Consider the following 25,698-nt stretch of genomic DNA (forward strand, 5'->3'; position numbering starts at 1 on the left):
CGGATCAGCTCACCACAGCGCCGTGGCCAGGGCCCGGTAGCCCGGCATCGGATCGCCCGCGTCCCTGGTCACCACCTGGATGCCGACGTGGTCCGCACCCGCCTTGACCTGCTCGGCGAGCCGTTCCGTCAGCTGCTCGGGGCTGCCGAAGGGGACCACCAGGTCGATCATCCGGTCGCTGCCCGGCCGGGCCACCTCCTCCTCGGTCAGCCCGTGCTTGACCAGGGTGCCCATGTAGTTGCGCAGGCCGAGGTAGATGTCCAGGAACTCCCGCGCCGCGGCCCTGGCCCGCGCCGGATCGGCGTCCACGACCAGGGTCTGCTCGGGGACCAGCAGCCCGTCGCCGACCAGCTCGCGGGCCTGCGCGGTGTGTGCGACCGGCATCAGGTACGGGGTGGCGCCGAGGGTGCGTTCCCCGGCCAGTTTCAGGGTTTTCGGGCCGAGCGCGGCCAGCACGATCGACTTCCTGGGCACCCCGGCCTCGTCGAGGCGGTCCAGGTACTCCACGACCTTGGCGTAGGGCTTCTGGTAGACCGCCACCGCCTCCGGGTGGCCGACGCCGACGCCGAGCAGGAACCGCTCGCCGTGCCGGTCCGCGATCCGGTGGAAGCCGCGGGCCACCGCCTCGGGTTCGTTGGTCCACATGTTCACGATCGCGCTGGCCACGGTGATCGTGCTGGTCGCGGACAGCAGCGCGTCGTGCTGTTCGAGTTCGCCGAGGGCGGCGTTGCCGTGGCCGATCCAGGCGGTGCCGTAGCCGAGGTCCTCTGCCTCCTGGACGTAGCTGGTCAGCGAGGGGGTGTGCTGCGGGGCCAGCCACACGCCGTGCGTGCCGAGTCGAGCGGTCACCGAATCCTCCTTGAGGTGCTGCTATAGTCCTCTGTATAGCAAACATAGCACCTGGAACGGGAGTCGCATGCCCACCGCGGACGAGCTGCTCGGCCCTGACGTCGCCGCCCATCTGGTCCGGGGCATCGCCCGGATCGCGCCCGGTTCCCGGCTGCCCACGCTGCGCCGCGCGGCCAAGGGACTGGCCGGGCTGAGCCTGCGCGAGCGCAGCGACCTGCTCAAGGACGCGCTGCTGGCCGACCTGCCCGGCGACTATCCCAGCCTGGACCGACAATTCCGGGCCGCGCTGGCCGATCCGGGGTTCACCGGCTGGCTGGTCTGGCCGGTCACCGAGGCGGTGTCCGCGCGCGCCCTCGCCCAGGACCCGCCCGCCCTCGCCGAGGCCCTGGCCCTGCTCGCCGCGCTGACCCCGCGGCTGACCGCCGAGTTCGCCATCCGCCCGCTGTTGTCGGCCGATCTGGACCAGGCGCTGCCGATCATCCAGACCTGGACCCGGGATCCGGACGAGCATGTGCGCAGGCTGGCCAGCGAGGGCACCCGGGCGCACCTGCCGTGGGCGCGCAAGGTCCGGCCGATCCTGGACCGCCCGGAGCGCACCATCCCGATCCTGGACGCGTTGTACCGGGACGAGAGCGAGTACGTGCGCCGCTCGGTGGCCAACCACCTCAACGACCTCAGCCGCACCGAGGGCGACCTGGTGGTGGCGACCGCGGCCCGCTGGCTGGCCGAGCCGGCCGAGCACACGCCCCGGCTGGTCCGGCACGCGCTGCGCACGCTGATCAAGAAGGGCCACCCGGAAGCCTTGGCGCTACTGGGTTTCGCCCCCGTCGCCGGAGTCCTCGTGCACGGGCCGGAACTGGCCGGGCGCACGGTCGCGATCGGCGCCGAACTGCCGTTCGCGGTGCGGCTGGAGAACACCGGCGCGAGCCCGGCCACCCTGGCCGTGGACTACGTGGTGCACCACCTCAAGGCCAACGGCAAACGCACCCCCAAGGTGTTCAAGCTGACCACCTGCGTGCTCGCGCCGGGGGAGCGGATCACCTTCTCCCGCAGGCATTCCTTCAAGGTGATCAGCACCCGCGTGTACTACCCGGGCGAGCACGAGATCGAGGTGCAGGTCAACGGCGCCGCCTCCGGCCGGACCGCCTTCCGGCTCACCGGCTGATACCTTCGGCGCGGGAGGTGGCATGGACGTCGACCTGCGCAAGCTGCGCTACTTCGTCGCGGTCGCCGAACACCTCCACTTCGGCCGGGCCGCCGAAGCGCTGCACATCGCGCAACCCGTGCTGTCCCGGCAGATCCGGGCCCTGGAAGAGGAACTCAAGGTCCAGCTGTTCCGCCGGGACCGCCGCGCCACCGAGCTGACCCCGGCCGGGGAGCAGTTGCTCGCCGACGCCCGGCCGCTGTTGGCCGGCGCGGAGGCGTTGCGCCGCAGGGTCGGCCGGGCCGCGCGCGGGGACCGGTTCACCGTCGGGTTCATGCCCGGCCTGATCGTGACCGCCGCGGTGCGCGAGCTGAGTCGCCGTCACCCGGAGCTGACCGTGGACGTGCAGCGGGTGGAGTGGACCGAGCAGACCGCGGTCATCCACGACGGCCGGGTGGACGTGTGCTTTGTGCGCCAACCGATCGACCCGGCCGGGCTGACCGTCCGGGACCTGTTCCTCGATCCCCGGGCGGTGCTGGTGCCCGCCGATCACCGCCTGGCCGGCAAGGAGACGGTGGAGATCGCCGACCTCGCCGACGAGCACCTGCTGCAGGTCCCGGCCGCCGTGCCGGAGTGGCGGGACCAGGTCGGCGGCGGGCCGAGCGCGGGGCCGGTGTTGCGCACGATGGAGGAGAAGCTGGAACACGTGGCCGCCGGGCACGGGGTGGTTGTGCTGCCGATGTCCGCGGTCAGCTTCTACCAGCGGCCCGACGTCACGCACATCCCGATCACCGACCTCGCGCCCAACCGGGTCTGCCTGGCCTGGGACAGCACCCGGCGCAATCCGCTGCTGGCCGAGTTCGCCGCCATCGCCGCCGAAGTCTGATACCCGCCGGGCATCACAGACGCCAGAACAGGTCTTGGACCAGCGGCTTTGTCCGGACGCAGACTGCTGGCATGAACATTTTCCTGACCGGCGGCTCCGGCTACCTCGGCCGCCACCTCATCCCCGTGCTGTGCGGCCACGGCCACCAGGTCACCGCACTGACCCGCAGCGACTCCTCAGCCGCCCTGGTCGCCGACCTCGGCGCGACCCCCGTGCCCGGTGAGCTGACCGACCTGGAGGTGTTGCGCGCCAACGCCGCCGCCGCGGACGCGGCGATCCACCTCGGCCAGGTGTTCAGTGCGGACGCCCAGGTGATCGACCTGGCCGCCGCGCAGGCGTTGCTCGCCGGACTCGACGGCCGCGGCCCGTATGTGCACACCGGCGGCACCTGGGTTTTCGGCGACACCGACGGCATCGCCGAGGAGACCACCCCGCACCGGCCGCCGCGAGTCACCGCCTGGCGGACCGGTAACGAACGCACCGTGCTCGCGCACGCCGAGACTGGTGGGCACCCGGTGCTGGTCATGCCCAGCCTGGTCTACGGCAACGGCGGCGGCATCATCGAGCAGGTCTTCGCCGCGCCCGGCCGGGCCACCGGGGCGGTGCCGTGCGTCGGGGACGGCGGCAACCGCTGGTCGCTGGTGCACGTCGAGGACATCGCCGAGCTGTACGCCCTGGCCCTGTCCGCCCCGGCCGGATCGAGTTACTGCGGCACCCTGGACACCTTCCCGACCCAGGCCGAGGTGCTGGGCGCGGTGGCCAAGTCGGTCGGCGCGACCGTGGCCACCCTGGATCCCGGCCAGGCCGAGGCCCAGCTCGGCGCGTTCGCCGAAGCACTGGCCCTGGATCAGCGGGTCAGCGGTGCGCGGGCCCGCCGCGAACTCGACTGGACCCCGCGGCACACCGATCCACTGGCGGAACTGTCCCAACCGACCGGTCGGTAGAGAGTCAAACGCTATAGTTGCTATATGACCGAGAAGCGGCGGGGGAGCAGCGTCACCAGGGACCGCCTGCTGCTCGCCGCCGGTCAGCTCCTGCACGATTCCCCGGACGGCAAGGTCTCCACCAGGGCGATCTGCGAGCGGGCCGGGGTGCAGGCGCCGACGCTGTACCACCACTTCGGCAGCAAACAGGGCCTGCTGGACAGCGTCGCCGACTACGGCCTCAGCCAGTACCTGGACGAGGAGCCGGTGCCCGAGGGCGATCCGGTGGCCGCGCTGCGCCGGGGCTGGGACAACCACGTCCGGTTCGGCCTGGACCACCCCGGCTTCTACGTGCTGCTCTACGGCCAGGTCGAACCCGGCGCCCCGTGCGCGCTGACCGGCGCCGCCGAGGCCATGCTGCTGGAACTGCTGCGCCGGATCGCCCAGCAGGGCAGGCTGCGGGTGACCCCGGCGGAGGCGGCCCGGCAGATCGTGGCCGCCAACGTCGGCGTCGCCCTCAGCCTGATCGCCCAGCCGGAGCCGACCAGGGACCTGGGGCTGTCGGACCGGTTGCGGGACAACGTGATCGACGCCCTGCTCACCGACGCCCCGGCGGCCGCGGGCGAGGCCACCGTGCCGACCGCGGCGGTGGCTTTGCTGGCCGCCCTGGACGGCGATCCGGCCGGACTCAGCGACGGCGAGGCGCAGCTGCTGCGCGAGTGGCTGCGCCGCCTCGCCGGCTAGGACTCGCTGATCGTCACGCGGTCGGGGTAGAAGGCCACGTGCTCCTTGATCTCGGCGACCGCCGGGTACGGGGTCTCATAGGTCCACACCGAGTTCTCCCCGCGCACACCGAGCGCGGGCACACTGAAGTAGGCGGCCTCACCCTTGTACGGGCAGTAGGTCGACTGCTCGGTGCGGGCGAGGTTCTCGACCTTGGTGTCCGCGCGCGGGATGTAGAGCACCGCCGGGTAGGTGGATTCCCGCAGCGTCAGGGCGGCGCTGGTGTCGGCGAGCACGGTGTCCCCGGCCAGCACCACCACCCGGCCCCGGTGCGGCTCGATGGTGATCGGGTGATCCGGGCCCGGTTCCAGGACCTTCTTCTCCGCCATGCCATACCTCCACTGGGTTCTCCTGGCCAGAACCCCGGATCCGGGCGCTTTGTTCCGCGCGTCTCTACCGACCGGTCGGTAGAGACGCGAATACCGACACCGCCACCCTGCTCAGTTGCGCATCGCCGGCACCGCCGCGGCCGCGTGCAACTGCGCCCGCAACTCCGGTGTCAGCTGCGGCCCGACCCGCTCGACCAGGCGCGCCATCGCATACCCCACCATGCCGATATCGCAGGTCGGCGCGGCCAGCGCGGCCAGACAGGAGCCGTCGCTGATCGTCATCAGGAACAGGTATCCGCGTTCCATCGCCACGATGGTCTGCTTCACCTCGCCCGACTCGAAACACCGGGCCGCCCCGCTGGTCAGGCTGACCAGCCCGGACACCACCGCGGACAACTGCTGGGCGCGCTGACCGGGCAGGCGGTTGGAACCGGCCAGCAGCAGGCCGTCGGCGGAGAGCACCACCGCGTGCGAGACCCCGGCCGCCCGGTTGACAAAATCGTCGACCAGCCAGTGGAAGTCCTCTAGCCGTTCGGTCTCGCTGCTCACTGCCGCTCCTTGTTCGCCAGAATTCGGTCGTCCGCCAGCGGATCCTCCGCGGGGACACGGGGACCGCCGGGTTGGCTGGGGATCCCGGAGGTGTGGTGGCCGTTGTCGGTGAGCCCGCCGCCGAAGGTCCCTGGCGGCGGGGTGTGGTCGTCGGCGGATTCCCGGCCGTGCCGGACGCCTTGCTGGTAGGCGGAGAACCGGTCCCGCAGGTGCTCCGCGTTCGGCCCTGACCCCGGCCGGGGCGCGGGCTGCTCCACCAGCGCGTGCCGCCGCTGCGGGGAACCGGGCACCAGCAAGGACTTCGGCACCCGCTTGGGCAGTCCGGCCTCGGTCGCGTTGTGCTCGACCGGTGCGGACAGCGCGGCCGCGGCCTGCCAGCCGTCATCGGCGGGGGAGACCCAGGACGAGGTGACGCTGACCGCGGGCGTTTCCGGCCGGACCGGGCGTTGCGGCGCGGGCAGGGCGGGCACCTGGGGTTCCTCGGTGCCACAGGAGGCGCTGAACCACTCCGACAGGGTGAGTTCCCGGTGCGGGGTGCCTGCCCGGACGGTGGTGTCCCCCCGGCCGATGCGAACCCGTGGACGGGGGAGCGGGTTCGCATCGGTCCCGCTGCGCTGCAACGGATCCGGGGGGATCGGGGCATCCGCCTTGTGCAACAGCGCCGGGGGCAGGATGACCAGCGCGGTGGTACCGCCCTCGAACTCGTCGTCCTTGAGCTGCACCGTGATCGAGTGCCGCTTGGCCAGTTCGCCAACCACGAACAAGCCCATCGCGCGGGTCACCGACACGTCCACCTCGGGCGGGGCGGCCAGCCGCTCGTTGAACCGGACCAGGTCCTCCTGGCTCATCCCGATGCCGCGGTCCCTGATCTTGATCACCAGTTTGCCGGAGCGGGTCTGCACCGCGCGCACCGAGACCTTGGTGGTGGGCGGGGAGAACTCGGTCGCGTTGTCCAGCAGCTCGGCCACCAGGTGCGTGAGGTCGGTGACCACCCGGCCCTGGATCAGGGTCTCCGGCACCGGCAGCACCTCGACCCTGGCGTAAGCCTCCACTTCGGACAGTGCCGCGCCGATCACCTCGAACACCGGCACCGGCCGGGTCACCCACCGCTCCGGGCTGGTGCCGGAGAGGACGAGGAGGTTCTCGCTGTTGCGGCGCATCCGGGTGGCCAGGTGGTCCAGCTCGAACAGGCGGGCCAGGTGATCGGGGTCCAGTTCCTCCTGCTCCAGGCGGTCGATCAGGTCGATCTGCCGCTCCACCATCTCCTGGCTGCGCCGGGACAGGTTGGTGAACATCTCGTTGACGTTGGCGCGCAAGGCCATCTCCGCCACCGCGAGCCGCACCGCCTCCTTGTGCACCACGTCGAAGGCCCTGGCCACCTGGCCCACCTCGTCGGTGGTGTGCACCGGCACCGGCGCGACCGCGGTCTCCGCCGAGGCCCTGGGATCCTTCTCCGCACGGATCCGGCTGATCACCGCGGGCAGCCGCACCCGCGCGATGTCCAGCGCCGCGCCGCGCAGGGCGCGCAATGGCACCAGCATCCAGCGCGCCACCATGATCATCAGTGCGAACGCGGCCAGCAGGGCCAGGCCGACCAGCGCGGAGTCCCGGTACACCGCGGCGCGGGCGTCCGCGATCACGGTCACCACGGATTTCTCCGCCTGTTGCTGGATGTTGGTGAGCACCTCGGCCACCAGGGCGACCGTGCGGTCACCGTCGCGCAGCACCTCGACGTCGTCGATGGTCACCGGCTGCCCGGCGTCGGCCTGCACCAACGCCAGCTGCACCAGCCGGTTCAGCCCGTCCACCGGCGGTCCGCTGACCGTGTCCAGGTAGCGCTGCCGGTCGGCCAGGCTGGCGGTGCTCTCGAACTCGGCCAGCGCCGCGTCGAAGCGGGAGCGGGCCGAGCGCAGCGCGGTGACCTGGCCGGGCGGGAACTCCTCGGCGCGGGCCGCGGCCTGCAGGATCGCGTTCTGCACCGCGAGCTGTTCCTTGGCATCGGCCAGCGCCTTGGCCGCGGTGGCCAGCGGGGTGAGCACCGGGTCGTTGACCCCGGCGGTCGCGGCCCGCTGCACCTGGGTCAGCGAGTCCATGATCTGGGTGTAGCCGGTGATGGTCGCGCCCACCGGGTATTTGGTGCCCTGCACGGTGCGCCGCAACGCGCCCAGCTTGTCCAGGGATTCCAGCGCGACCTCGAACGAGCCGCGTACCCCGCCGCCGATCCCGGTGGCCGCCGCGCCGAGCGCGCGCAACTCGCCGACCTGCAGGTCCACCGCGGAGATCCGGTTGCTGTGCTCCGGTCCGCCCGCCGCTCTGCCACTGGCCACATAGGACACCGCGGCGTCGCGTTCCCGTTGCAGCGCGGTGCCGGTGGCCACCACCTTGCCCGCGATCTGCAGTTCCTGCTGCACCTTGGCGAACAGGTCCACGTCGCCGAGCTGACTGCTCAGCCGCAACCCGGCCAGGGTCACCGTGCTCAGCGCGGGCACCAGCAGCACCACCGCGAGTTTGCTGCGCAGTGGCCAGTTCCGCGGGGACAGCGAACGTCCGTTGGGGGACTTGGGCTTCTCGTGCTCGCTCATGCCGGGCTCCCGCCGAGCAGCATTGGTTTGATGTCCATCGGCGCCTCTAGCAGTCCGTAGGTGCGCATGAGGTCGGCGACCCGTTGCAACCGGGTGGCGTCGATGCTGATCGGGTACACCCCGAAGTGCACCAGTGCCGCGGTTTCCGCGTCGATCTGGGCGAAGCCGGGCAGCAGTGATTCCACTGTGGACTTGCGGGCGGCGTCCTGCTGGCCGCGGTTGAGCGCCCGACGGAACGCCTCCACCGCCTTGGGGTGCGCCTTGGCGAAGGCGCCGGTGGTGGCGTACCCGGCGATCGGGATGTCGGAGGTGGGGCCGCTGGCCGCGTCCAGCACCGGGACCGCGCCCAGGGTGCGTTCGGCCTTGCTGATGAAGGGTTCCACCATGAACGCGGCGTCGACCTTCTTGCTCTGCAACGCCGCCTGCATGTCCGGGAACGGCATTTCCACGAACGTCACCGTTTTCGGGTCGACGTTGTTGGCCTCCAGGGTGGCCCGCGCGGTCAGCTCCAGGATGTTCTTGAAGGTGTTGATGGCGATCTTCTTGCCCGCCAGGTCCTTCGGTCCGCGGATCGGCGAGTCCGGTCCGGTGAGCACCAGGAACATGTTGGCCCGCGCCTGGTAGCCGTCCGCGGCGAGTTTGATGCCGCCCGCGTTCTTGGCGGTGCCCTTGGCCTCGGCGGCGAAGAAGGACACCCAGTTGCCGAAGGTGAAGTCCAGCTCGTCCTTGAGCATGCCCGCCACCCCTGGCCCGCCGCCCTGGATGGTGGTCAGCTCCACCTTGAGGCCCTCGGCCTTGAAGTAGCCCTTGGTCAGCGCGATGTGCACCGGCGCGACGTCGACCACCGGCATGATGCCGAGCCGGATCCGCTGTTCCTGCACCGGCGTCCCGCTGCCGCCGGCACTGCCGCCGAAGACGCCACAGCCGGTGGCCAACAGCAGCAGGGACAGTAACAGCGCGACTGATCGGGGTCTGCGGGTTCGCGGGTTCATCGGGGGCTTTCCTAACTCGGCACGGCGATCGTGCGGGCGAAGGGTGGTCCGACGTAGTCCTCGGCGAGACTGGTCGCCGCGGCGGTCGAGCTGACGGTGTGGTGCAGCTGGGAGAGCTGGAGGTAGCGCTGGAACTTGTCCGCGCCGGGGGAGCGGTGCAGCATGTCGGTCATCAGCGAGGAGAACCGCTGCGCCCGCCAGACCCGGCGCAGCGCGGTGTCCGAATAGGACTCGGCCGGGCGCTCGTCGTTCTCGGCCAGCAACGCGGTGAAGGCATCGGCCAGCAGCGCGACGTCGGCGATGGCCAGGTTGAGGCCCTTGGCGCCGGTGGGCGGCACGATGTGCGCGGCGTCCCCGGCCAGGAACAACCGCCCGTGCCGCATGGGTTCGGCGACGAAGGCCCGCAGGTCGGTGTTGATGGTCTCCAGGATTTCGCCGGGCCGGATCTCCTCGCCCAGCCGGGCGCTCAGCTCGGCCCAGATCCGCTCGGCGGGCCAGTCCGCCGGAGTGTCCTCTGTGGACACCTGGAGGTAGAGCCTGCTGATGTCGGGGGTGCGCATGCTGGCCAGCGCGAAACCCCGGTCGTGCGCGGCGTAGACCACCTCGGCGCGGGTCGGGGGCGTGCGGGCCAGGATGCCCAGCCAGGCGAAGGGGTAGCGGTGTTCCAGCGCGGTCAGGGTGGGCGCGGCCGGGCGGGTGACGCCGTGGAAGCCGTCGCAGCCCGCGATGACCTCGCAGTCGAGCACCTGCGGCCTGCCGTGCCGGTCGGTGTAGCCGATCCACGGTGACTCGGTGGTCAGGTCGTGCAGGCGCACGTCCCGCACCTCGAAGCGCAGGTCGCCGCCGTCGCGCAGCCGGGTGGCGACCAGGTCCTTGACCAGTTCCTGCTGCCCGTACACGGTGACCGCCTTGCCGACCAGGTCGGCGAAGTCGATCCGGTGCTCCACCCCGTCGAAGCGCAGCAGGATCCCGTGGTGGGTCAGGCTTTCCCGGTCGAGGCGATCGGCCACCCCGGCCTCGCGCAACAGTTCCACGGTCGGGGCCTCCAGAACCCCGGCGCGGACCCGCTTCTCGATGTAGGAGCGGCTGCGGGTTTCCAGCACAACCGAGTCGATCCCGTTGCGGTGCAACAGGTGGGACAGGAGCAGTCCGGCCGGTCCGGCGCCGACGATGCCAACCCTGGTGCGCACGAGCTAATCCTCCTTCCGGTCAGCGGGTCGCGGACGCTTTGGCTTTCTGGATCTGCTCGTACACTTCCGCCCGTAATTCGGCGAAGCGTGGTAACGCCCTGGTGTGCAACTGATCGCGCTCGGCCGGCAGGTCGATCCGGATCTCCTGCTGCACCACGGTCGGCGCGCTGGAGAGCACGATCACCCGCTCGCCCAGGTAGACCGCCTCGTCGATGTCGTGGGTGACGAAGAGGATCGTGACGCCCAGATCCCGCCACACCCGGCGGATCAGGTCCTCCAGATCGGCCCTGGTCTGCGCGTCCACCGCGGCGAAGGGCTCGTCCATCAGCAGCACCCGCGGCTGGTAGGCCACCGCGCGCGCGATGGCCACCCGCTGTTGCATGCCGCCGGAGAGCTGCCACGGGTAGGCGTCGTGGTCCCCGGCCAGGTCGACGGCCGAGAGTGCCAGTCTGCCAAGGCGTTCCCGTTCGGCCTTGGCCATCTTCTTCTGCCGCAACGGCAGTTGCACGTTCTCCCACACGGTCAGCCAGGGGAACAGGCTGCGCCCGTACTCCTGGAACACCATGGCCAGCTCCACCGGCGGCCCGGTGACCGGTTTCCCGTTCACCGCAACGCTGCCGCCCGTGGGTGGCAGCAGGCCGGAGAGGCATTTGAGCAGGGTCGTCTTGCCGCAGCCGGAGGGGCCGACCAGGCAGACCAGTTCGCCGTCCGCGACCTCCAGACTGACCTCGCGGACCGCCTCCACCGTCCGGTTCTCCCCGGGGTAGACCTTGTGCAGCTCCCGCACCGTGAGCATGCCTTGCCTCGCCTCCGTGACGTCCCGGCTCATCCGTCGTCCCGCTGGGCGCGCCGGAGGCCGAGGTACCAGGACAGCGCGCGGCGTTCGGCCACGCGGAACAGCAGGGACAGCGCGACGCCGAGCAGTCCGAGCAGGATGATGCCGCTCCACATCTCCGGGATCGCGAAACCGCGCTGGAAGGAGATGATCGTGAAGCCGAGTCCGTTGGTGGCGGCGAACATCTCGCTCACCACCATCAGGATCACCGCGATGGACAGCGCCTGCCGCAACCCGGTGAAGATCCGCGGGCTGGCCGAGCGCAGCACCAGGTGCCACAGCACGGTGATCCCGCGCAGCCGGTACAACCGGGCGGTGTCCCGCAGCACCTCGTCGATGCCGCGCACCCCCTCCACCGTGTTGAGCAGCACCGGCCACACCGCGCCCGCGGCGATCACGGTGATCTTCATGGTGTCCTCGATGCCCGCGAACAGCATCAGGATCGGCACCAGCACCGGGGGCGGGATGGCGCGGAAGAACTCCAGCACCGGCTCGGTGGCCAGCCGCACGGTCCGGTTGAGTCCGATGAGGACACCCAGACCGATGCCGAGCACCGCGGCCAGCGCGAATCCGGTGGCGAGGCGGCCGAGACTGGGCAGCACGTCGTTGAGCAGCCGCTCGGAGAACCACACCTCGCCGAAGGTGGCCAGGATCCGGGACAACGGGGGGAGGTAGATGTTCTGACTGTCCGAAGAGGACAACCACCACAGGCAGAAGAGGACTCCCGGCAGCCCCACCGCGTAGGCGAGGCGTCGGAGCAGTCTGGCGGTCACCGGACCGAGTCACCTCGCACGGCCGGATGCCAGGCCAGCACATGCCGTTCCACCGCCCGGAAAACCAGGTTGAGCAGCATGCCGACCAGACCGGTCACCAGCACCAGCGCGTACAGCGTGGCGATGGCGCCGCTGGACTGGGCCAGCGCGATCTGCCTGCCCAGTCCGGGACTGCCGATGACCAGCTCGCCGGTGACCGCGAGCACCAGCGCGACACTCGCGCCCAGCCGCACCCCGGTGAGCACGTAGGGCAACGCACTGGGCCAGACCACCCGGCGCACCCTGGCGCACAGCCCGAGCCGGTACACCGTGGCGGTGTCCATCGCGACCGGGTCCACATCGCGCACCCCGGCGATCACCTGCACCAGCACCTGCCAGAAGGCCGCGTACACCACGAGCAGCAGGGTCGAGCGCAGATCGGTGCCGAAAAGCAGCACCGCCAAGGGAACCAGCGCGACCGAGGGGATCGGCCGCAGAAACTCGATGGTGGAGGCGGTGGCCCGGCGCACCACGGGCAGCAGCCCGATCGGCACCCCAAGCAGGATTCCGCCGCCGACGGCCAGCAGCAGGCCGATGGCCCAGCCGCGCAGGGTTTCGTAGAGGGAGAACCAGAACACCGGACTGGCCGCCTCGGCGGCGAGCGCGCCGAGCATCTCGGTCAGCGGTGGCAGGTACACAGTGGACACCAGCCCGAGGCGCGGCGCCAGTTCCAGCACGACCGCCAGCCCCGCCACGCCGAGCGCGCCGAGGGTGGTGGCCGAGGTGCCGGCGCCGCGCACCGGGGAGGTGAGGATCATGGCAGCAGCGCGGTCAGGTCGGGCTTGCCGGAGACCAGGCCGTCCTGGGGGGCGAGATCGGCCAGCACAGCCACCGATTCGCGGTTCACCTCAGCGGGCCAGTCCGGCAGGGTCAGCGCGGCCACCTGCTCCTTGGTGATCTTCGTGTAGCTGGTGATCGCCTGCCGCGCCTCATCGGGGTGCGCGGTGGCGTAGGTGGCGGATTCCTTGGCCGCCTCGGTGAACCGGCGCACCAGATCGGGTTGTTCGGCGCGCACCTTGGCCGAGGTGAAATAGGCCGCCACGGTCAGTTTCGGCGCGGTGTCCACGAAGTTCCAGGCCACCACCCTGGCGCCCTGGTTCTTGGCCATGGTGAGGAAGGGTTCCACCACCCAGGCCGCGTCCACATTGCCCTTGGCCAGTGCCGCGGGCATGTCCGGGAAGGCCAGCTCGGTGAATTTCACCGCGGCCGGATCGCCGCCCGCCTTGCGCACCGAGGCACGCACCGTGGTGTCGCCGATGTTCTTCAGGGTGTTCACCGCGACACTGCGGCCGGCCAGGTCCTTGGCGTTCTGCACGGGGGAGTCGCCGCGGACCACCACGGCGCCGAAATCGGCACCGGACTTGCCGGTCGAGGAGGTGCCGTTGGCCACCACCTTGACGTCGAGGCCCTTGTCCCTGGCCACGAGCAGCGAGGTCATGTTGCTGAAACCGAAGGTGAGCTGGCTGCTCATCACCCCGGGCAGGATGGCCGCGCCGCCCTGGCCGGTCTCCAAACGCAGGTCGATACCCCGTTTGCTGAAGAAACCCTTTTCTTTGCCTAGGTAGATGGGTGCCACGTCGATGACGGGGACCACCCCGAGGCTGACCGAGGTGGTCGCGCCGCTGGTGCCGGGGGTGTCGCCACCACCGGCGACCGGGGAGGCGCAGCTGCTCAGGGCCAGTGCGCCGGATAGCGCGAAAGCGGTGGTACGCAGGGAAAACCTGGTGGTCACAACCTGCCGGGTCGCTGGAATGGGAATTACGTGTGGGGTTCGCCGCCGCAGCACCCCGGCGATGCTAGGGGTTCCCGCATTTCCGGGAAATCGTCCATCCGGGTCGGACTCAATTCACTGATTGTCCATTGTGGACGGGTTCAGAACCGTGAAAACCCCATGTGGAATCGGTTGCGCGGCAATGTGGAATCGGTTGCGCGGGCTGGACCGCGACCGCTGGACTGGACCATGCTGAGGTGTGCTGTTGCGTCAACTGGAGTACCTGGTCGCGCTCGCGCGGGAGCGGCACTTCGGCCGGGCCGCCGCGGCCTGCCACGTTTCGCAGCCCTCGCTGTCCGCGGCGATCCGTTCGCTGGAGAAGGAACTGGGCGCGCCACTGGTCGACCGGGGCCGCAAATTCGCCGGCCTGACTGCGGAGGGTGAGCGCGTTCTGCTGTGGGCGCACCGCATCCTGGCCGAGCGGGACGCACTCCAGGACGACCTGTCCGCCATGCGCGAGGGCCTCACCGGGACAGTCCGGATCGGGGCCATCCCCACCGCGCTCACCGCGGTCTCGTTGCTCACAGCCCCGTTCTGCCAACGACATCCGCACGCCAAGGTCTCACTGCGCGCACTGTCCTCCCGGGACATCGCGCACGGCCTGGCCGAGTTCGAGCTGGACGCCGGACTGACCTATTTGGACGGTGAGCAGCTGGGCCGGGTCCGGCGACTCCCCGTATACGAGGAACGCTATCTCTTGCTCGCGCCGAGCGACAGTGATCTTGCTCGTCAGGGGTCGGCGAGCTGGGCCGAGGCGGCCGCGGTGCCGCTGTGCCTGCTGTCCCCGGAGATGCGCAACCGGCGGATCCTGGACGAGCTGTTCGCCGCGGCGGGCGCGACCGTGGCCCCGGCGGTGGAGACCGACTCGGTGGCCGCGCTCTACGCCCACGTGGCCACCCGGACCTGGTACTCGGTCATCTCGCACGCCTGGCTGCACATGTTCGGCGTGCCGGCCGGCATGCGGGTACTCCGGCTGCACGGCACCGCGCAGACCCCGAGGGTCGGCCTGGTCACCGCGGACCGCGATCCGGAGGCGCCGATGGCCGCGGCCCTGGCCGAGGTGGCCCGCTCACTCGACGTGCGCGCCGAACTGGACCGGGTGGCGCGCGGCCACCTGTCATAGCCCGCGCCTATCGATCAACAGGAAAGAACGCTTTGACCTGCGCCGTTGCCGGGCAGAACGCTGTGGGAGGCAAGGGAAACCCACCCCCAGCGCGAGGAGACGGCGAGATGGCGAAGGTGCTGTGCGTGCTCTACGACGACCCGGTCGACGGCTACCCGACCGGGTACGCCAGGGACGACCTCCCGCACCTGGACGCCTACCCAGGTGGCCAGACCCTGCCCACCCCGCAGGCGATCGACTTCACCCCCGGCGCGCTGCTCGGCAGCGTCTCCGGCGAGCTGGGCCTGCGCCGATTCCTGGAGAGCCGCGGCCACACCCTGGTGGTGACCTCGGACAAGGACGGCCCCGACTCGGTGTTCGAGCGCGAGCTGGCCGACGCGGACGTGGTGATCTCGCAGCCGTTCTGGCCCGCCTACCTCACCCCGGAACGGATCGCCAAGGCCCGCAACCTCAAGCTCGCGGTCACCGCCGGCATCGGCTCGGACCACGTGGACCTGGCCGCCGCGATCGAGGCCGGGGTGACCGTCGCCGAGGTCACCTACTGCAACAGCATCAGCGTGGCCGAGCACGTGGTGATGATGATCCTCGGCCTGGTCCGCAATTACTTGCCCGCGCACCGGATCGTCAACGAGGGCGGCTGGCACATCGCGGACGCGGTGGCCCGCTCCTACGACCTGGAGGGCATGCACGTCGGCACGGTCGCCGCCGGCCGGATCGGCCTGGCCGTGCTGCGCAGGCTCAAGCCCTTCGACGTGCACCTGCATTACACCGACCGGCACCGCCTGCCCGCCGAGGTCGAGCAGGAGCTGGGCCTGACCTTTCACCCGGACGCGGCCGCGATGGCGCCGCACTGCGACGTGGTCACCGTCAACGCCCCCCTGCACCCGGAGACCGAGGGCCTCTTCAACGACCACCTCATCTCGACCATGCGCCGCGGCGCCTACCTGATCAACACCGCCCGAGCCAAGATCGCCGACCAGGACGCGGTAGTCCGCGCACTGGAGTCCGGTCACCTGGCCGGATACGCCGGCGACGTCTGGTACCCGCAGCCCGCCCCCGCCGACCACCCGTGGCGCACCATGCCGCACCACGGCATGACCCCACACATCTCCGGCTCCTCACTGTCCGCGCAAACCCGCTACGCCGCAGGCACCCGGGAGATCCTGGAGAACTTCTTCGATGGTTCCCCGATCCGCGACGAATACCTGATCGTGGCAGGCGGCAAACTGGCCGGCACCGGAGCGCACTCCTACTCCACCCGCTGAGCTGGGACTCGCCGACCCCAACGGCAGTCCCGCCCAACCGTGGGCTCAGCCCGAGCGGACCACCACCGGGCTCGGGCTGAGCCACGTCCACCTCTCCACCCAGCACGAACGTCCGCATCGCGCCGAGTTCGCCCCGGCCCGCAGCCACCAGCACACCCCGGCCCGACCGGGGCGCGGGGCGCCCCGCCGGGGGACTGTTCTGGCAGCCCGCGCACCACGAACTGACGGTGGAGCTGCGCGATCCCCAGGACACGGTGCACGTCCACCTGGCCGAGGAGACGGTGGGCGAGAAGACAGTGGGCGAGGCGCCGGTGAGCGAGGTGGCGGGTGAGGCCCGGCTGCCCGAGAAACCGGGCGCCCGCGACCCCCTGCGGTAACATCCAGCCACGCCCTGGCTGCCCCGGAACCATGCCTGACCAGCACATTGTGGACAACGGTCGGCCCAGAGGCGCCCCTGTGGATACGCTGGGAACCAAATCGGCACTTCCCGCGTTGCGTGAACAATAGGAAGCGCGCCACCCGCACCGCTGCCCCAATCGCCCCCAGCCCCAGCCCCAGCCCCAGCCCAGCCCCCTCAGACTCAGCCTCCACCGGCCCCGCCGCCCACCAGCCCCGCCGCCCGCCGCCCGCCGCTGCGGCCGCACCCCGGCGACCCCGGCCCAGCCCCGCACCGCCGAGGCCCCGCCGCGGTTCGCCGGACCGGGTGATGCGCGTTCTGTGCAGCGAGGACAGCGCGTTTGTGCAGGGCCGAATCCGGAGATCCGCCGGATACTGCCCGCATGGCCGAGTTCGAGTACACCGCCAACCCCGCCCGGATCGTCTTCGGCGCGGGCACGCTGAGCCGGCTGCCCGCGGAGGTCCGCGCCCTCGGCGGCAGCAGAGCCCTGCTGCTGGGCACCTCCGCGGCGGGCACCGACCGGGCTGCGACTGGGATCGACCGGGCCGAGACTGGGACCGACCGGGCCGCGGCCGCGCTCGGCCCGCTGCTGGCCGCCCGGTTCGACTGGGCTGCCATGCACACGCCGGTCGAGGTCACCGAGTCCGCGCTGGAACTGCTGCGGGCCAACGACATCGACTGCCTGGTCGCGGTCGGTGGCGGCTCGGCCACCGGCCTGGCCAAGGCCCTCGCGTTGCGCACCGACCTGCCGCAGGTGGTGCTGCCCACGACCTACGCCGGGTCCGAGGTCACCGCGGTGCTGGGCCAGACCGAGCACGGCCGCAAGACGACGCTGACCTCGCCGAAGGTGCTGCCGGAGACGGTGATCTACGACGTCGAGCTGACCCTCGGCCTGCCGGTCGCGCTGTCGGTGACCAGTGGGGTCAACGCGATGGCGCACGCGGTGGAGGCGCTCTACGCCCCGCAGGCCAACCCGGTCACCGAACGCCTCGCGGTCGAGTCGATCGCCCTGCTGGTCCGCGCGCTGCCTCGCATCGTGGCCGACCCGGCTGATGCCGGCGCCCGCGCGGATGCGTTGCAGGGCGCTTGGCTGGCCGGGACCTGCCTTGGCTCGGTCGGTATGGGTCTGCATCACAAGCTCTGCCACACCCTGGGTGGCGCGTTTGGCCTGCCGCACGCGCAAACCCACACCGTTGTGCTGCCGCACGCCGTGGCCTACAACGCTGCCGCCGCCCCGGCCGCGATGCGCCTGATCGCCGGGGCCCTCGGCGTCACCGACGCACCCCGCGGCCTGTACGACCTGATCGTTGACCTGGGTGGACCGATCTCGTTGCGGGAATTGGGTTTGGCCCAGGCCGACCTGCCCAGGGTGGTCGAACTCGCCACTGCCACCCCCTACCCGAATCCGCGCCCGGTCACCGCCGACGGCCTCACCGCGTTGCTGACCGACGCCTGGAACGGCCACGCCCCACAGTCTTCCGGTCCACCCGACCTCAACCCCCTCACCGACGAGGTCGTGGCCAGCTTCGCCAACACCCCCGATCGGCGGACCCGCGAGCTACTGGGTGATCTGGTCCGCACCTTGCACGGCTACGTCGGCCGCAACGACCTCACCCAGCCGGAATGGCAGCGAGCGGTGGAATTCCTGACCCGCACCGGCCAGATCAGCACCCCGACCCGCCAGGAGTTCGTGCTGCTCTCGGACGTGCTCGGGGTCTCCAGCGCGGTCGACATCCTCGCCAACTCCAGAACCCCCGACACCACCCCGTCCGCGGTGCTCGGACCGTTCTATGTGGACGGTCCACCCGAGACCCCGCACGGCGCCGACCTGGCCGCCGGACTGCCCGGCACCCCGATGTTCGCCGACATCACTGTCACCGACATCGGCGGCACCCCGGTCGCCGACGCGGTGGTGGATGTCTGGCAGGCCAACGAAGACGGCTTCTACGACGTCCAGCTGCCGGACCTGGAAGGACCGGTGCTCCGCGCTCGCTTCCACACGAATTCCCTGGGAAAGCTCACCTTCGCCGCGATCCTGCCCGCCGAGTACCCCATCCCCGAGGACGGCCCGGTCGGCCAACTGCTCGCCGCGGTCGGCCGCCACCCCTACCGCGCCCCGCACGTGCACTTCATGATCGCCAAGCCCGGCTACCGCACCCTGGTGACCCAGCTCTTCGTCCAGGGCGGCCGATACCTGGACTCCGACACGGTGTTCGGCGTCAAGACCGGCCTGATCGTCGACTTCCCCGAACACCAGGGCCCGGCTCCCGACGGTCGGCCCGGCCCGTGGCGGTCGCTGAACTTCACCTTCCGCATCGCAGCCGGGTAGGGCGCTCAACGCCGGGCGCGCAGGTCACCCTCGATCCCCTTGCACGCCAACAGCAACCGCGGCAGCAACTCCGATTCCAGCGCCGCCGCGGAGAATCGGCTGGCATGCGTGGCGATGTTCGCCGCCGCCACCACCCGTCCCGCCCGATCCCGGATCGGCGCCGCCACCGACCGCAACCCCTCCTCCAACTCCTGATCCACCACGGCCCAGCCCTGCTCCCGCACCACCCGCAACTGCTCCCGCAACCGATCCGCCGAGGTGATCGTCCGCGTGGTCAGCCGGGTCAACCCGCTGGCCGCCAACGCATCCTGCAACGCCGCCGGGTCCAGCTCGGCCAGCAGCACCTGCCCCATCGAGGTGGCGAAGGCCGGAAACCGGGTCCCCACACTGATCCCGACGGTCATGATCCGGGTCACCGCCGCCCGCGCGACGTACACCACGAACCCGCCGTCGAGCACCGACACCGAACTGGACTCGCCGACCTCGGCCGACAACCGCTCCAGGTGCGGTTGCGCCACCTCCGGCAGCGACTGGCTGGACAGGTAGGCGTAGCCCAGTTCCAGCACCCGCGCGGTCAGCGCGAACTGCTTGCCGTCGGTGCGCACGTACCCCAGGTCCACCAGGGTCAGCAGGAACCGGCGCGCGGCGGCCCTGGTCATCCCGGTCTCCCTGGCCACCTCGCTCAGCGTCAGCTCCGGTGTGTCCGGGCCGAACGCGGTGATCACCGCCAGCCCACGCGCCAGCGACTGCACATGGTGCGCGCCCCGCTCCGCCTGCTCGTCCATCTCACTCCCGCTCACGCCTGCAGCACCACGGCCAGACCCTGCCCGACCCCGATGCACAGTGTGGCAAGGCCCCAGCCACCGCCCGCACGCCGTAGCCGATGTGCCAGCTGGGTCAGCAACCGCCCGCCCGAGGCACCCAGCGGATGCCCCAGCGCGATCGCGCCGCCGTCGGTGTTGACGATCTCCGGATCCAGCTCCGGCCAGGCCCGCAGGCAGGCCAACGCCTGCGCCGCGAACGCCTCGTTCAACTCCACCGCGGTCAGATCCGACCAGCCGATCCCGGCCCGCCGCAACGCGATCTCCGCCGCCCGCACCGGCCCCAGCCCGAACACGTCCGGATCAACTCCGGCCGCACCACGTCCGGCGACCCGGGCCAGCGGCGTCACGCCCAACCGCCGCGCCGCGTCCGCATCACCCAGCAACACCGCTGAGGCCCCGTCGTTCAACGGCGAGGAGTTCCCGGCCGTGACCGTCCCTTGTGGACGGAAAACCGGCTTCAACCCGGCCAGCTTCGCCGCGGTGGTATCCGCCCGGATGCTCTCGTCCCGGGTCAGCGAAACCCCGGGTACCGCGACCACCTGCTCGTCGAAGTGCCCCGCATCCCAGGCCGCGGCGGCCAGTCGATGACTCCGCAACGCGAACTCGTCCTGACTTGCTCTGTCCACTTCGGACTGTTCGGCCAGGATCTCGGTGCTTTCACCCAACGACACCGTCCACTGTGGCGGCATCGCCGGATTCACCATCCGCCAGCCCAGCGTGGTGGAGTGCAACGTCGCGTCCGCCGCAGGGAAACCCTTGGCGGGCTTGGGCAACACCCATGGCGCGCGGCTCATCGATTCCACGCCGCCCACCGCCACCAGCGAGGCGTCCCCGACCGCGATCATCCGCGAGGCGTGCATGGCCGCGTCCAAACTGGATCCGCACAACCGGTTCACCGTGGTGCCCGGCACCGAGGTCGGCCACCCGGCCAGCAGGGTGGCCATCCGCGCCACGTTCCGGTTGTCCTCCCCGGCCTGATTGGCCGCCCCGAACACCACCTCGTCCACCGACCCCGGATCACATCCGACCCGCTCGGTCAACGCCCGCAACACCACCGCCGCCAGGTCATCCGGCCGAATGCCCGACAGCGCGCCACCGTGCCGTCCGAACGGAGTCCGCACCCCGTCCAGCAAGAACACCTCGGTCATGACCGCCCCTTCAAGTCCCGCAGCATCGCCAGCTCGGCTGCGGTCGGCGCCGGTGTCTCGCTCAACTCGGGGGAGACCCGCAGCTCCCACCCGGTGGCCGCCCGCACCTGCCCCACCGACACACCCGGATGCACCTGCGTCAACGTGAGTTCCCGTGTCTCCGCGTCCGGCCGCAACACGCCAAGATCGGTGATCACGGTCGTCGGCCCGGCGCCCCGCAGTCCCAGCCGTTCCCGGTCACCGGCCCCGGAACCGTGTCCGACCGAGGTCACGAAGTCCACCCGCTCCACAAAGCTTCGCGGATTCTGCCGGACCACCACAAAAACCTCCCGGCAGGAGGCCGCGATCTCCGGTGCCCCACCGGCGCCGGGCAGCCGGACCTTGGGCTGGTGGTAGTCCCCGACCACGGTCGTGTTGATGTTGGCGAACCGGTCCAACTGCGCCGCGCCAAGGAAACCCACGTCAATCCGCCCAGGCTGCAACCAGTAGTTGAACACCTCGGGCACACTGATCACCGCATCCGCGGTCTCACCCAGGATCCCGTCGCCGATCGAGGCGGGCAGCCGATCTGGTTTGGATCCGAGGGTCCCCGACTCGTAGATCAGCACCAAATCCGGCGCGTGCGTCAGCCGGGCCAGATTCGCCGCGGTGGAAGGCAATCCGATCCCGACGAAGCAGCGAACCCCGTCCCGCAACGCCCTGGCCGCAGCCACCGTCATCATCTCATCCGCGGAGTACTCGCTCATGCCAGGCTCCCGGAGTCCGCGAAAACGTTGTCCCGCAACCATTCCCGGAACCGTTCCCGATCCCGCGAGATCGCGTCCCAGTCCTGGTACCACTGGTTGTCCCGCTCGGAATATCCCTGCGCGTAGGAGGGATGGGCCCCACCCGGCACCACGGCGACCCGGGTGACCGCCCACGATGGCAACACGATCGCCCCCGGCACCGGTGACAGCTCGTCCACCACCTCCTCGACGGTCACCAAACTCCGCCGAGCGGCCAGCACTGCTTCTTTCTGCACCCCGAGCAATCCCCAGAGCTGCACATTGCCCCGACGATCGGACCGCTGCGCGTGCACCACCGTCACATCCGGGTTCAATGCGGCCACTGCCGCCAACCGCTCCCCGGTGAAGGGACAGTCAACCGACCGGATGGTAGGCGTCACCGCGCCAAGATCGGTCCCCGAGTAGCCGCGCAACACCGCGAACGGCAACCCGGACGCCCCAGCCACATACCGGTTGGCCATGCCCGCGTGACTGTGTTCCTCCAGCTCCAACGCCCGCGGCCACGCGTGCTCCACCGCGTCCCGAAACCGGTGCAACGAACCAACTCCGGGATTCCCACCCCAGGAGAACACCAGCTTGCGCGCACAGCCCGCGCCGATCAGCTGGTCGTACACCAGATCCGGCGTCATCCGAACCAGGGTCAGCTCCCGCCGCCCCTGCCGGATGATCTCGCGCCCGGCCGCCATCGGTATCAGATGGGTGAACCCCTCCAGCGCGACCACATCCCCGTCACGCACCAGCTCGGCGACCCCATCCGCCAGCGACACGATCTCCGCCATCGCCCGCTCCAATGTTCGCATTGCGCACAAAAGTTCTACATACGAACATAGCCCCGGCCCAAACCCCCGTCAACAAACCCCGGACGGCCCTGCCCGGCTCGGCCGGCGGCCCCTTGCCTACGCCTGGTCCCGACCCGCTCTCACCCCAACCCGCCACCCCGAACAGCCGCGTACACCGCCTCCACCAACCCCGTCACCCGAAACCCAACCCCCTCCAACAACTCCGCCCCCCGATTCGGCACATACCCGAAACTCAACCCGGTCCCCGGATCCGCGAACCCGAACGCCCCCGTGCTCCCGCCATGCCCAAAAGCCCCCTCCGGCAACGCATCCGGCACCATCGGCCCACCCGGCAGCATGAATCCCAGCCCCCAGTCCGTCCGGCACCCCAGCACCCGGTCAACCCCGCTCGCATGCCGCCGCCGAGCCTGATCAACCAACTCCCGCGACACCGCCCGACCGTTCAGTAGGGACGCGAACAGCCCGGCCAGTCCCGCCGCGCTCGCCACCCCATCCGTGGACGGCGCCTCCACCAGCGCGAACTTCGGATCCGTCGCCTCCGCCCACCCGATCGCCAAACTTCCCTGCGTTGCCCGATACCCCAGCGACAGCGGATCCACCGCCGCCTCCGCCCACTCCCGCAACTCGGTCTCACCCAGCCGGACCTCCTCGGCCATTCCGGGCAACACCAGCCGCGCCAACCGCGGCAGCTCCGCCTCCGGTAACCCGATGAAGCAGTCCAGTCCCAGTGGCCCGGCGATCTCCGCCGCGAAATACGTCCCGACCGACCGTTCGGTAACCCGGTGCACCAGTCCGCTCAACGCGTGTCCCAGCGTCACCCCGTGATACCCGTGCGCGCTGCCCGGCGCCCACTCCAGCCCGGCTGCCGCGATCTTGTCGAAGGTCGGCGTGATCGCGACCAGGTCCGGGTACGTGATCGGATCCGCGTCCAGGGTGACCAGGCCCGAGCTGTGCGACAACAACATCCGCAGGGTGACCCCGGCCTTGCCCGCCGCGGCGAACTCCGGCCAATACCGCGCGATCGGCTCGTCCAGCTCCACCAGCCCCCGGTCGACCAGCGTCAGCGCCGCGACCGCCGCCATCGCCTTGGTCGTGGATGCCACCGTGGCCAGGGTGTCGCGCTGCCAGCGGCGTCCGGTGGCCGGATCGGCCAGGCCGCCCCACAGGTCCACCAGCGGATTCCCGTGGTGCAGCACGACGAGTCCCGCGCCGGCTTCCCGTCCCTCGGTGAAGTTCCGGGTGAAGGCGTCCCGGACTCCCTCGAACCCCGTCCGGACCGTCCCGTTGATCTCATGCACGACGCACCTCCGCGTTGTCACGCACGCCTACCGACCGGTTGGTAGACGGCCGTAAGGAGCCTACTGACCGGTTGGATGGTTGCCTGCCGATTGGCTGGTACGGTCGTTCGACCAGCGGAAATGAGAGGATTCGAATGCCAGACAAGACCTGGACACGGATTATGGACGAGGCCAGGACCTTGTTCAGTCAGCACACCTACGGCGGCACCTCGATGCAGCAGATCGCCGCGGCGGTCGGCATCACCAAAGCCTCGCTGTACCACTACCACGCGGGCAAGTCCGCGATCCTGGCGCTGCTCGTGCGGGAACCCCTGGCCGAGCTGGAGGGCGTGTTCGACAGGATCCACCCGCAGGCGGAACAGGAAGAGCGCCGGGACCACGTGCTCAACGGCTTCGCCTGGGTCATGATCGCGCACCGGCAGGCCATGGGCCTGCTGCTGCGGGACGACTCCGTGCGCGGCGAGCAGACCGCCGAGGTCGTCAACCAGTTCCAGTCGCTCATCGACCGCGCCAGGGACGTGCTCGCCGACGGCTTCGCCGACTGGCGCCGACGGCTGCTCGCCACCCAGGCCCTGGGCGCGGTGACCAACCCCGTCGCCCTGTTCGCCGACATCCCCGCCAACGAGTTGCACATCGAACTCGTGCGCGGCGCGCACGCGATCCTCGCCCTGCGCCACCACTGAGCGGCCGGGGACCCGCGCGGCCTAGGGTTCGTGGGTGGTCACCGTGCGGCAGTTGGAGTGTTTTGTCGGGGTTGTGGACAGTGGGACGTTCACGGCGGCCGCCGAGGTGTTGCTGCTGACCCAGCCCGCCCTCTCGCGCAGTGTCCGGGAACTCGAACGGGTGGTCGGGGCGCCGTTGCTGGAGCGGTTGCCGCGTGGGGTGGAGCTGACCGCGGTCGGCCGGGCGGTGCTGCCCGCGGCGCGCAGCGCGCTGGCCGAGGCGCGCCGGGTGCGGGAGATCGGTCGGCGGGCGGCCGGGTTGCTCACCGGCGAGCTGCACGTGGCCGTGGTGCAGTCGCTGACGCTCGGCGCGTTGCTGCCGGTGGTGCGGCTGTGGCGGGAGGAGCACCCCGAGGTCGAGTTGCGGATCACCGAGTTCACCCACCGGGACCACCTGGAGCAGGTGGTGCGGGACGGGTTCGCCGACGTCGCCGTCTCGCCTCGGCCGAGGGACTGGGACGGGCCGGTGCGGGAGCTGGGCACCGAGGAGTTCGTGCTGATCCTGCCGACCGGTGAGTCGGCCCCGGTGGGGGAGCGGTTGCCGGTGGCGGGGCTGGCGCAGCGGCGGTGGGTGCACTTCGACCCGGTGAACGGGCTGGCCGAGGTGGTGGATCGGACCTGCGCGGCGGCCGGGTTCAGTCCGATCGTGTCGGTGCGGACCGCGCAGACCAGTGCCGCGCCCCGGCTGGCCGCGGCGGGACTGGGCGTGGCGCTGGTGCCTGCCAACATCCTGGTGCCCACCGACGCGATGACCGTGGCCTTCCCGGAACCGGCGGTGCGCAGGCCGGTCGCGGCGTTCACCCGGCGGGCGCCGGATCCGATGGCCGGGGCGTTCCTGGAACTGCTGGAGCGCGCGGCGGCCGTGGTGCCCGCCTTTCTGCCCGCGCCGCCCGACCGGTCGGTAGGGGAGTGAGCCGACGCCGGTGCGGAGCTACCGCGGCAGGGGCGGGTTGGGGCTGTTCAGGAACTCGGTGGTGATGAACAGCAGTGGGGTGTCGCCGATGTTCTCCAGGTCGTGCAGCAGGAACCGGCCCGCGGTGAAGGCCAGGAACTTGCTGTCTCCCGACCGGTAGGTCACCTCGCGGGTGCTGCCGTCGTGGCTGTGCTGGCGACTGTGTCCACCGTGGACGGCGGTCCAGGAGTAGTCGAGCACGTGCCGGTGTGCGGGCAGGCGTTCCCCGGGTGCCAGCCGGACCTCCCACAGCCGGGTCTGCCTGGTCACCTCGATCAGGCGGCTGCCGACCGCGCCGTTGTGCGCGTTGCGGTGGAACTCCGCGCGCAGTTCCGGGCTCCAGCCCTGGTGGTCTCGCGCGATCAGTTTTCCTGCCAGCGGCAAGGCCAGGTCCGTCATCAATGTCCTCC

26 protein-coding genes are annotated in these 25,698 nt (G+C 70.8%); 10 read left to right on the forward strand and 16 right to left on the reverse strand.

The window, feature by feature from the left end; all coding sequences use genetic code 11:
• Nucleotides 1-9 precede the first annotated feature (9 nt).
• On the reverse strand, nt 10-849 hold the full coding sequence (locus MZC64_RS26765) for a TIGR03620 family F420-dependent LLM class oxidoreductase (RefSeq protein WP_247762072.1): 840 nt from the start codon (nt 847-849) through the stop codon (nt 10-12).
• Nucleotides 850-916: 67 nt separating this feature from the next.
• On the opposite strand from MZC64_RS26765, the gene MZC64_RS26770 reads away from it, so the two are divergent.
• The 4 genes from MZC64_RS26770 (at nt 917) to MZC64_RS26785 (ending at nt 4,546) form a co-directional block, all read left to right on the forward strand.
• Nucleotides 917-2,014, forward strand: a complete 1,098-nt coding sequence (locus MZC64_RS26770; protein ID WP_247762071.1) for a DNA alkylation repair protein — start codon at nt 917-919, stop codon at nt 2,012-2,014.
• A 22-nt stretch (nt 2,015-2,036) separates the two neighbouring features.
• On the forward strand, nt 2,037-2,879 hold the full coding sequence (locus tag MZC64_RS26775; RefSeq protein WP_247762069.1) for a LysR family transcriptional regulator: 843 nt from the start codon (nt 2,037-2,039) through the stop codon (nt 2,877-2,879).
• 71 nt (nt 2,880-2,950) lie between these two features.
• Entirely contained in the window at nt 2,951-3,823 is an 873-nt protein-coding gene (locus tag MZC64_RS26780) for an NAD-dependent epimerase/dehydratase family protein (RefSeq protein ID WP_247762067.1), read from the forward strand.
• A 24-nt stretch (nt 3,824-3,847) separates the two neighbouring features.
• Nucleotides 3,848-4,546 carry a TetR/AcrR family transcriptional regulator gene (locus tag MZC64_RS26785; RefSeq protein ID WP_247762065.1) on the forward strand — a complete coding sequence of 233 codons (699 nt, stop codon included), beginning with the start codon at nt 3,848-3,850 and terminating at the stop codon, nt 4,544-4,546.
• On the opposite strand, the gene MZC64_RS26790 is transcribed toward MZC64_RS26785, so the two are convergent.
• From MZC64_RS26790 to MZC64_RS26830, 9 genes are all read right to left on the reverse strand, one after another.
• On the reverse strand, nt 4,543-4,914 hold the full coding sequence (locus tag MZC64_RS26790; RefSeq protein ID WP_247762064.1) for a DUF427 domain-containing protein: 372 nt from the start codon (nt 4,912-4,914) through the stop codon (nt 4,543-4,545). The genes MZC64_RS26785 and MZC64_RS26790 overlap by 4 nt on opposite strands.
• A gap of 111 nt (nt 4,915-5,025) precedes the next feature.
• Nucleotides 5,026-5,463, reverse strand: coding sequence for a roadblock/LC7 domain-containing protein (locus MZC64_RS26795; RefSeq protein ID WP_247762062.1), 438 nt, complete (start codon nt 5,461-5,463; stop codon nt 5,026-5,028).
• Entirely contained in the window at nt 5,460-8,045 is a 2,586-nt protein-coding gene (locus MZC64_RS26800) for a nitrate- and nitrite sensing domain-containing protein (protein ID WP_247762060.1), read from the reverse strand. Before MZC64_RS26800 ends, MZC64_RS26795 begins: the two co-directional genes overlap by 4 nt.
• Entirely contained in the window at nt 8,042-9,037 is a 996-nt protein-coding gene (locus MZC64_RS26805) for an ABC transporter substrate-binding protein (RefSeq protein ID WP_247762058.1), read from the reverse strand. Before MZC64_RS26805 ends, MZC64_RS26800 begins: the two co-directional genes overlap by 4 nt.
• 11 nt (nt 9,038-9,048) lie before the next feature.
• Entirely contained in the window at nt 9,049-10,227 is a 1,179-nt protein-coding gene (locus MZC64_RS26810; protein ID WP_247762056.1) for a 4-hydroxybenzoate 3-monooxygenase, read from the reverse strand.
• A gap of 19 nt (nt 10,228-10,246) precedes the next feature.
• Nucleotides 10,247-11,023, reverse strand: coding sequence for an ABC transporter ATP-binding protein (locus MZC64_RS26815; RefSeq protein ID WP_247762164.1), 777 nt, complete (start codon nt 11,021-11,023; stop codon nt 10,247-10,249).
• Nucleotides 11,024-11,052: 29 nt separating this feature from the next.
• Nucleotides 11,053-11,835, reverse strand: coding sequence for an ABC transporter permease (locus MZC64_RS26820; RefSeq protein ID WP_247762054.1), 783 nt, complete (start codon nt 11,833-11,835; stop codon nt 11,053-11,055).
• A complete protein-coding gene (locus MZC64_RS26825) occupies nt 11,832-12,632 on the reverse strand; it encodes an ABC transporter permease (RefSeq protein WP_247762052.1) in 801 nt (266 codons plus the stop codon). Before MZC64_RS26825 ends, MZC64_RS26820 begins: the two co-directional genes overlap by 4 nt.
• A complete protein-coding gene (locus MZC64_RS26830) occupies nt 12,629-13,606 on the reverse strand; it encodes an ABC transporter substrate-binding protein (RefSeq protein ID WP_247762051.1) in 978 nt (325 codons plus the stop codon). The genes MZC64_RS26825 and MZC64_RS26830 overlap by 4 nt, the downstream gene beginning before the upstream one ends.
• 238 nt (nt 13,607-13,844) lie before the next feature.
• On the opposite strand from MZC64_RS26830, the gene MZC64_RS26835 reads away from it, so the two are divergent.
• The 4 genes from MZC64_RS26835 to MZC64_RS26850 all read left to right on the forward strand — a co-directional run bounded on the left by MZC64_RS26835 (nt 13,845) and on the right by MZC64_RS26850 (nt 18,759).
• Complete coding sequence (locus MZC64_RS26835; RefSeq protein WP_247762049.1) at nt 13,845-14,768, forward strand: LysR family transcriptional regulator; 924 nt, start codon at nt 13,845-13,847, stop codon at nt 14,766-14,768.
• A 107-nt stretch (nt 14,769-14,875) separates the two neighbouring features.
• Nucleotides 14,876-16,033 carry an NAD-dependent formate dehydrogenase gene (locus MZC64_RS26840; protein ID WP_247762047.1) on the forward strand — a complete coding sequence of 386 codons (1,158 nt, stop codon included), beginning with the start codon at nt 14,876-14,878 and terminating at the stop codon, nt 16,031-16,033.
• Between the two features lie 227 nt (nt 16,034-16,260).
• Entirely contained in the window at nt 16,261-16,410 is a 150-nt protein-coding gene (locus tag MZC64_RS26845) for a hypothetical protein (protein ID WP_247762046.1), read from the forward strand.
• Between the two features lie 402 nt (nt 16,411-16,812).
• Nucleotides 16,813-18,759, forward strand: coding sequence for a maleylacetate reductase and hydroxyquinol 1,2-dioxygenase domain-containing protein (locus MZC64_RS26850; protein WP_247762044.1), 1,947 nt, complete (start codon nt 16,813-16,815; stop codon nt 18,757-18,759).
• 5 nt (nt 18,760-18,764) lie between these two features.
• Here the strand turns inward: MZC64_RS26850 and MZC64_RS26855 are convergent, their stop codons facing one another.
• The 5 genes from MZC64_RS26855 to MZC64_RS26875 all read right to left on the reverse strand — a co-directional run bounded on the left by MZC64_RS26855 (nt 18,765) and on the right by MZC64_RS26875 (nt 23,614).
• On the reverse strand, nt 18,765-19,544 hold the full coding sequence (locus tag MZC64_RS26855; RefSeq protein ID WP_247762162.1) for an IclR family transcriptional regulator C-terminal domain-containing protein: 780 nt from the start codon (nt 19,542-19,544) through the stop codon (nt 18,765-18,767).
• A gap of 11 nt (nt 19,545-19,555) precedes the next feature.
• Nucleotides 19,556-20,731 carry a thiolase family protein gene (locus MZC64_RS26860; RefSeq protein WP_247762043.1) on the reverse strand — a complete coding sequence of 392 codons (1,176 nt, stop codon included), beginning with the start codon at nt 20,729-20,731 and terminating at the stop codon, nt 19,556-19,558.
• Nucleotides 20,728-21,477, reverse strand: a complete 750-nt coding sequence (locus MZC64_RS26865; protein WP_247762041.1) for a CoA-transferase subunit beta — start codon at nt 21,475-21,477, stop codon at nt 20,728-20,730. Before MZC64_RS26865 ends, MZC64_RS26860 begins: the two co-directional genes overlap by 4 nt.
• Nucleotides 21,474-22,295, reverse strand: coding sequence for a CoA transferase subunit A (locus MZC64_RS26870; RefSeq protein ID WP_247762039.1), 822 nt, complete (start codon nt 22,293-22,295; stop codon nt 21,474-21,476). Before MZC64_RS26870 ends, MZC64_RS26865 begins: the two co-directional genes overlap by 4 nt.
• A gap of 140 nt (nt 22,296-22,435) precedes the next feature.
• Nucleotides 22,436-23,614, reverse strand: a complete 1,179-nt coding sequence (locus MZC64_RS26875) for a serine hydrolase domain-containing protein (RefSeq protein WP_247762038.1) — start codon at nt 23,612-23,614, stop codon at nt 22,436-22,438.
• Nucleotides 23,615-23,748: 134 nt separating this feature from the next.
• Between MZC64_RS26875 and MZC64_RS26880 the strand changes: the two genes are divergently transcribed.
• Complete coding sequence (locus MZC64_RS26880) at nt 23,749-24,297, forward strand: TetR/AcrR family transcriptional regulator (RefSeq protein ID WP_247762037.1); 549 nt, start codon at nt 23,749-23,751, stop codon at nt 24,295-24,297.
• Between the two features lie 43 nt (nt 24,298-24,340).
• Nucleotides 24,341-25,249 (forward strand): LysR family transcriptional regulator, encoded by a 909-nt coding sequence (locus tag MZC64_RS26885; protein WP_308301074.1) that lies wholly within the window; start codon nt 24,341-24,343, stop codon nt 25,247-25,249.
• An 18-nt stretch (nt 25,250-25,267) separates the two neighbouring features.
• Here the strand turns inward: MZC64_RS26885 and MZC64_RS26890 are convergent, their stop codons facing one another.
• Nucleotides 25,268-25,687, reverse strand: a complete 420-nt coding sequence (locus MZC64_RS26890) for a hypothetical protein (protein WP_247762035.1) — start codon at nt 25,685-25,687, stop codon at nt 25,268-25,270.
• Between the last annotated feature and the right edge of the window lie 11 nt (nt 25,688-25,698).

This window comes from Crossiella sp. S99.2 (assembly GCF_023094165.1).
Lineage (GTDB): Bacteria > Actinomycetota > Actinomycetes > Mycobacteriales > Pseudonocardiaceae > Crossiella.

What these genes read in the sequence shown, in the direction of transcription:
- MZC64_RS26770 (WP_247762071.1), top strand. Translation starts at nt 917, where the DNA reads ATGCCCACCGCGGACGAGCTGCTCGGCCCTGACGTCGCCGCCCATCTG.
- MZC64_RS26775 (WP_247762069.1), top strand. Translation starts at nt 2,037, where the DNA reads ATGGACGTCGACCTGCGCAAGCTGCGCTACTTCGTCGCGGTCGCCGAA.
- MZC64_RS26780 (WP_247762067.1), top strand. Translation starts at nt 2,951, where the DNA reads ATGAACATTTTCCTGACCGGCGGCTCCGGCTACCTCGGCCGCCACCTC.
- MZC64_RS26785 (WP_247762065.1), top strand. Translation starts at nt 3,848, where the DNA reads ATGACCGAGAAGCGGCGGGGGAGCAGCGTCACCAGGGACCGCCTGCTG.
- MZC64_RS26790 (WP_247762064.1), bottom strand. Translation starts at nt 4,914, where the DNA reads ATGGCGGAGAAGAAGGTCCTGGAACCGGGCCCGGATCACCCGATCACC.
- MZC64_RS26800 (WP_247762060.1), bottom strand. Translation starts at nt 8,045, where the DNA reads ATGAGCGAGCACGAGAAGCCCAAGTCCCCCAACGGACGTTCGCTGTCC.
- MZC64_RS26805 (WP_247762058.1), bottom strand. Translation starts at nt 9,037, where the DNA reads ATGAACCCGCGAACCCGCAGACCCCGATCAGTCGCGCTGTTACTGTCC.
- MZC64_RS26815 (WP_247762164.1), bottom strand. Translation starts at nt 11,023, where the DNA reads ATGCTCACGGTGCGGGAGCTGCACAAGGTCTACCCCGGGGAGAACCGG.
- MZC64_RS26825 (WP_247762052.1), bottom strand. Translation starts at nt 12,632, where the DNA reads ATGATCCTCACCTCCCCGGTGCGCGGCGCCGGCACCTCGGCCACCACC.
- MZC64_RS26840 (WP_247762047.1), top strand. Translation starts at nt 14,876, where the DNA reads ATGGCGAAGGTGCTGTGCGTGCTCTACGACGACCCGGTCGACGGCTAC.
- MZC64_RS26850 (WP_247762044.1), top strand. Translation starts at nt 16,813, where the DNA reads ATGGCCGAGTTCGAGTACACCGCCAACCCCGCCCGGATCGTCTTCGGC.
- MZC64_RS26855 (WP_247762162.1), bottom strand. Translation starts at nt 19,544, where the DNA reads ATGGACGAGCAGGCGGAGCGGGGCGCGCACCATGTGCAGTCGCTGGCG.
- MZC64_RS26860 (WP_247762043.1), bottom strand. Translation starts at nt 20,731, where the DNA reads ATGACCGAGGTGTTCTTGCTGGACGGGGTGCGGACTCCGTTCGGACGG.
- MZC64_RS26865 (WP_247762041.1), bottom strand. Translation starts at nt 21,477, where the DNA reads ATGAGCGAGTACTCCGCGGATGAGATGATGACGGTGGCTGCGGCCAGG.
- MZC64_RS26870 (WP_247762039.1), bottom strand. Translation starts at nt 22,295, where the DNA reads ATGGCGGAGATCGTGTCGCTGGCGGATGGGGTCGCCGAGCTGGTGCGT.
- MZC64_RS26880 (WP_247762037.1), top strand. Translation starts at nt 23,749, where the DNA reads ATGCCAGACAAGACCTGGACACGGATTATGGACGAGGCCAGGACCTTG.
- MZC64_RS26890 (WP_247762035.1), bottom strand. Translation starts at nt 25,687, where the DNA reads ATGACGGACCTGGCCTTGCCGCTGGCAGGAAAACTGATCGCGCGAGAC.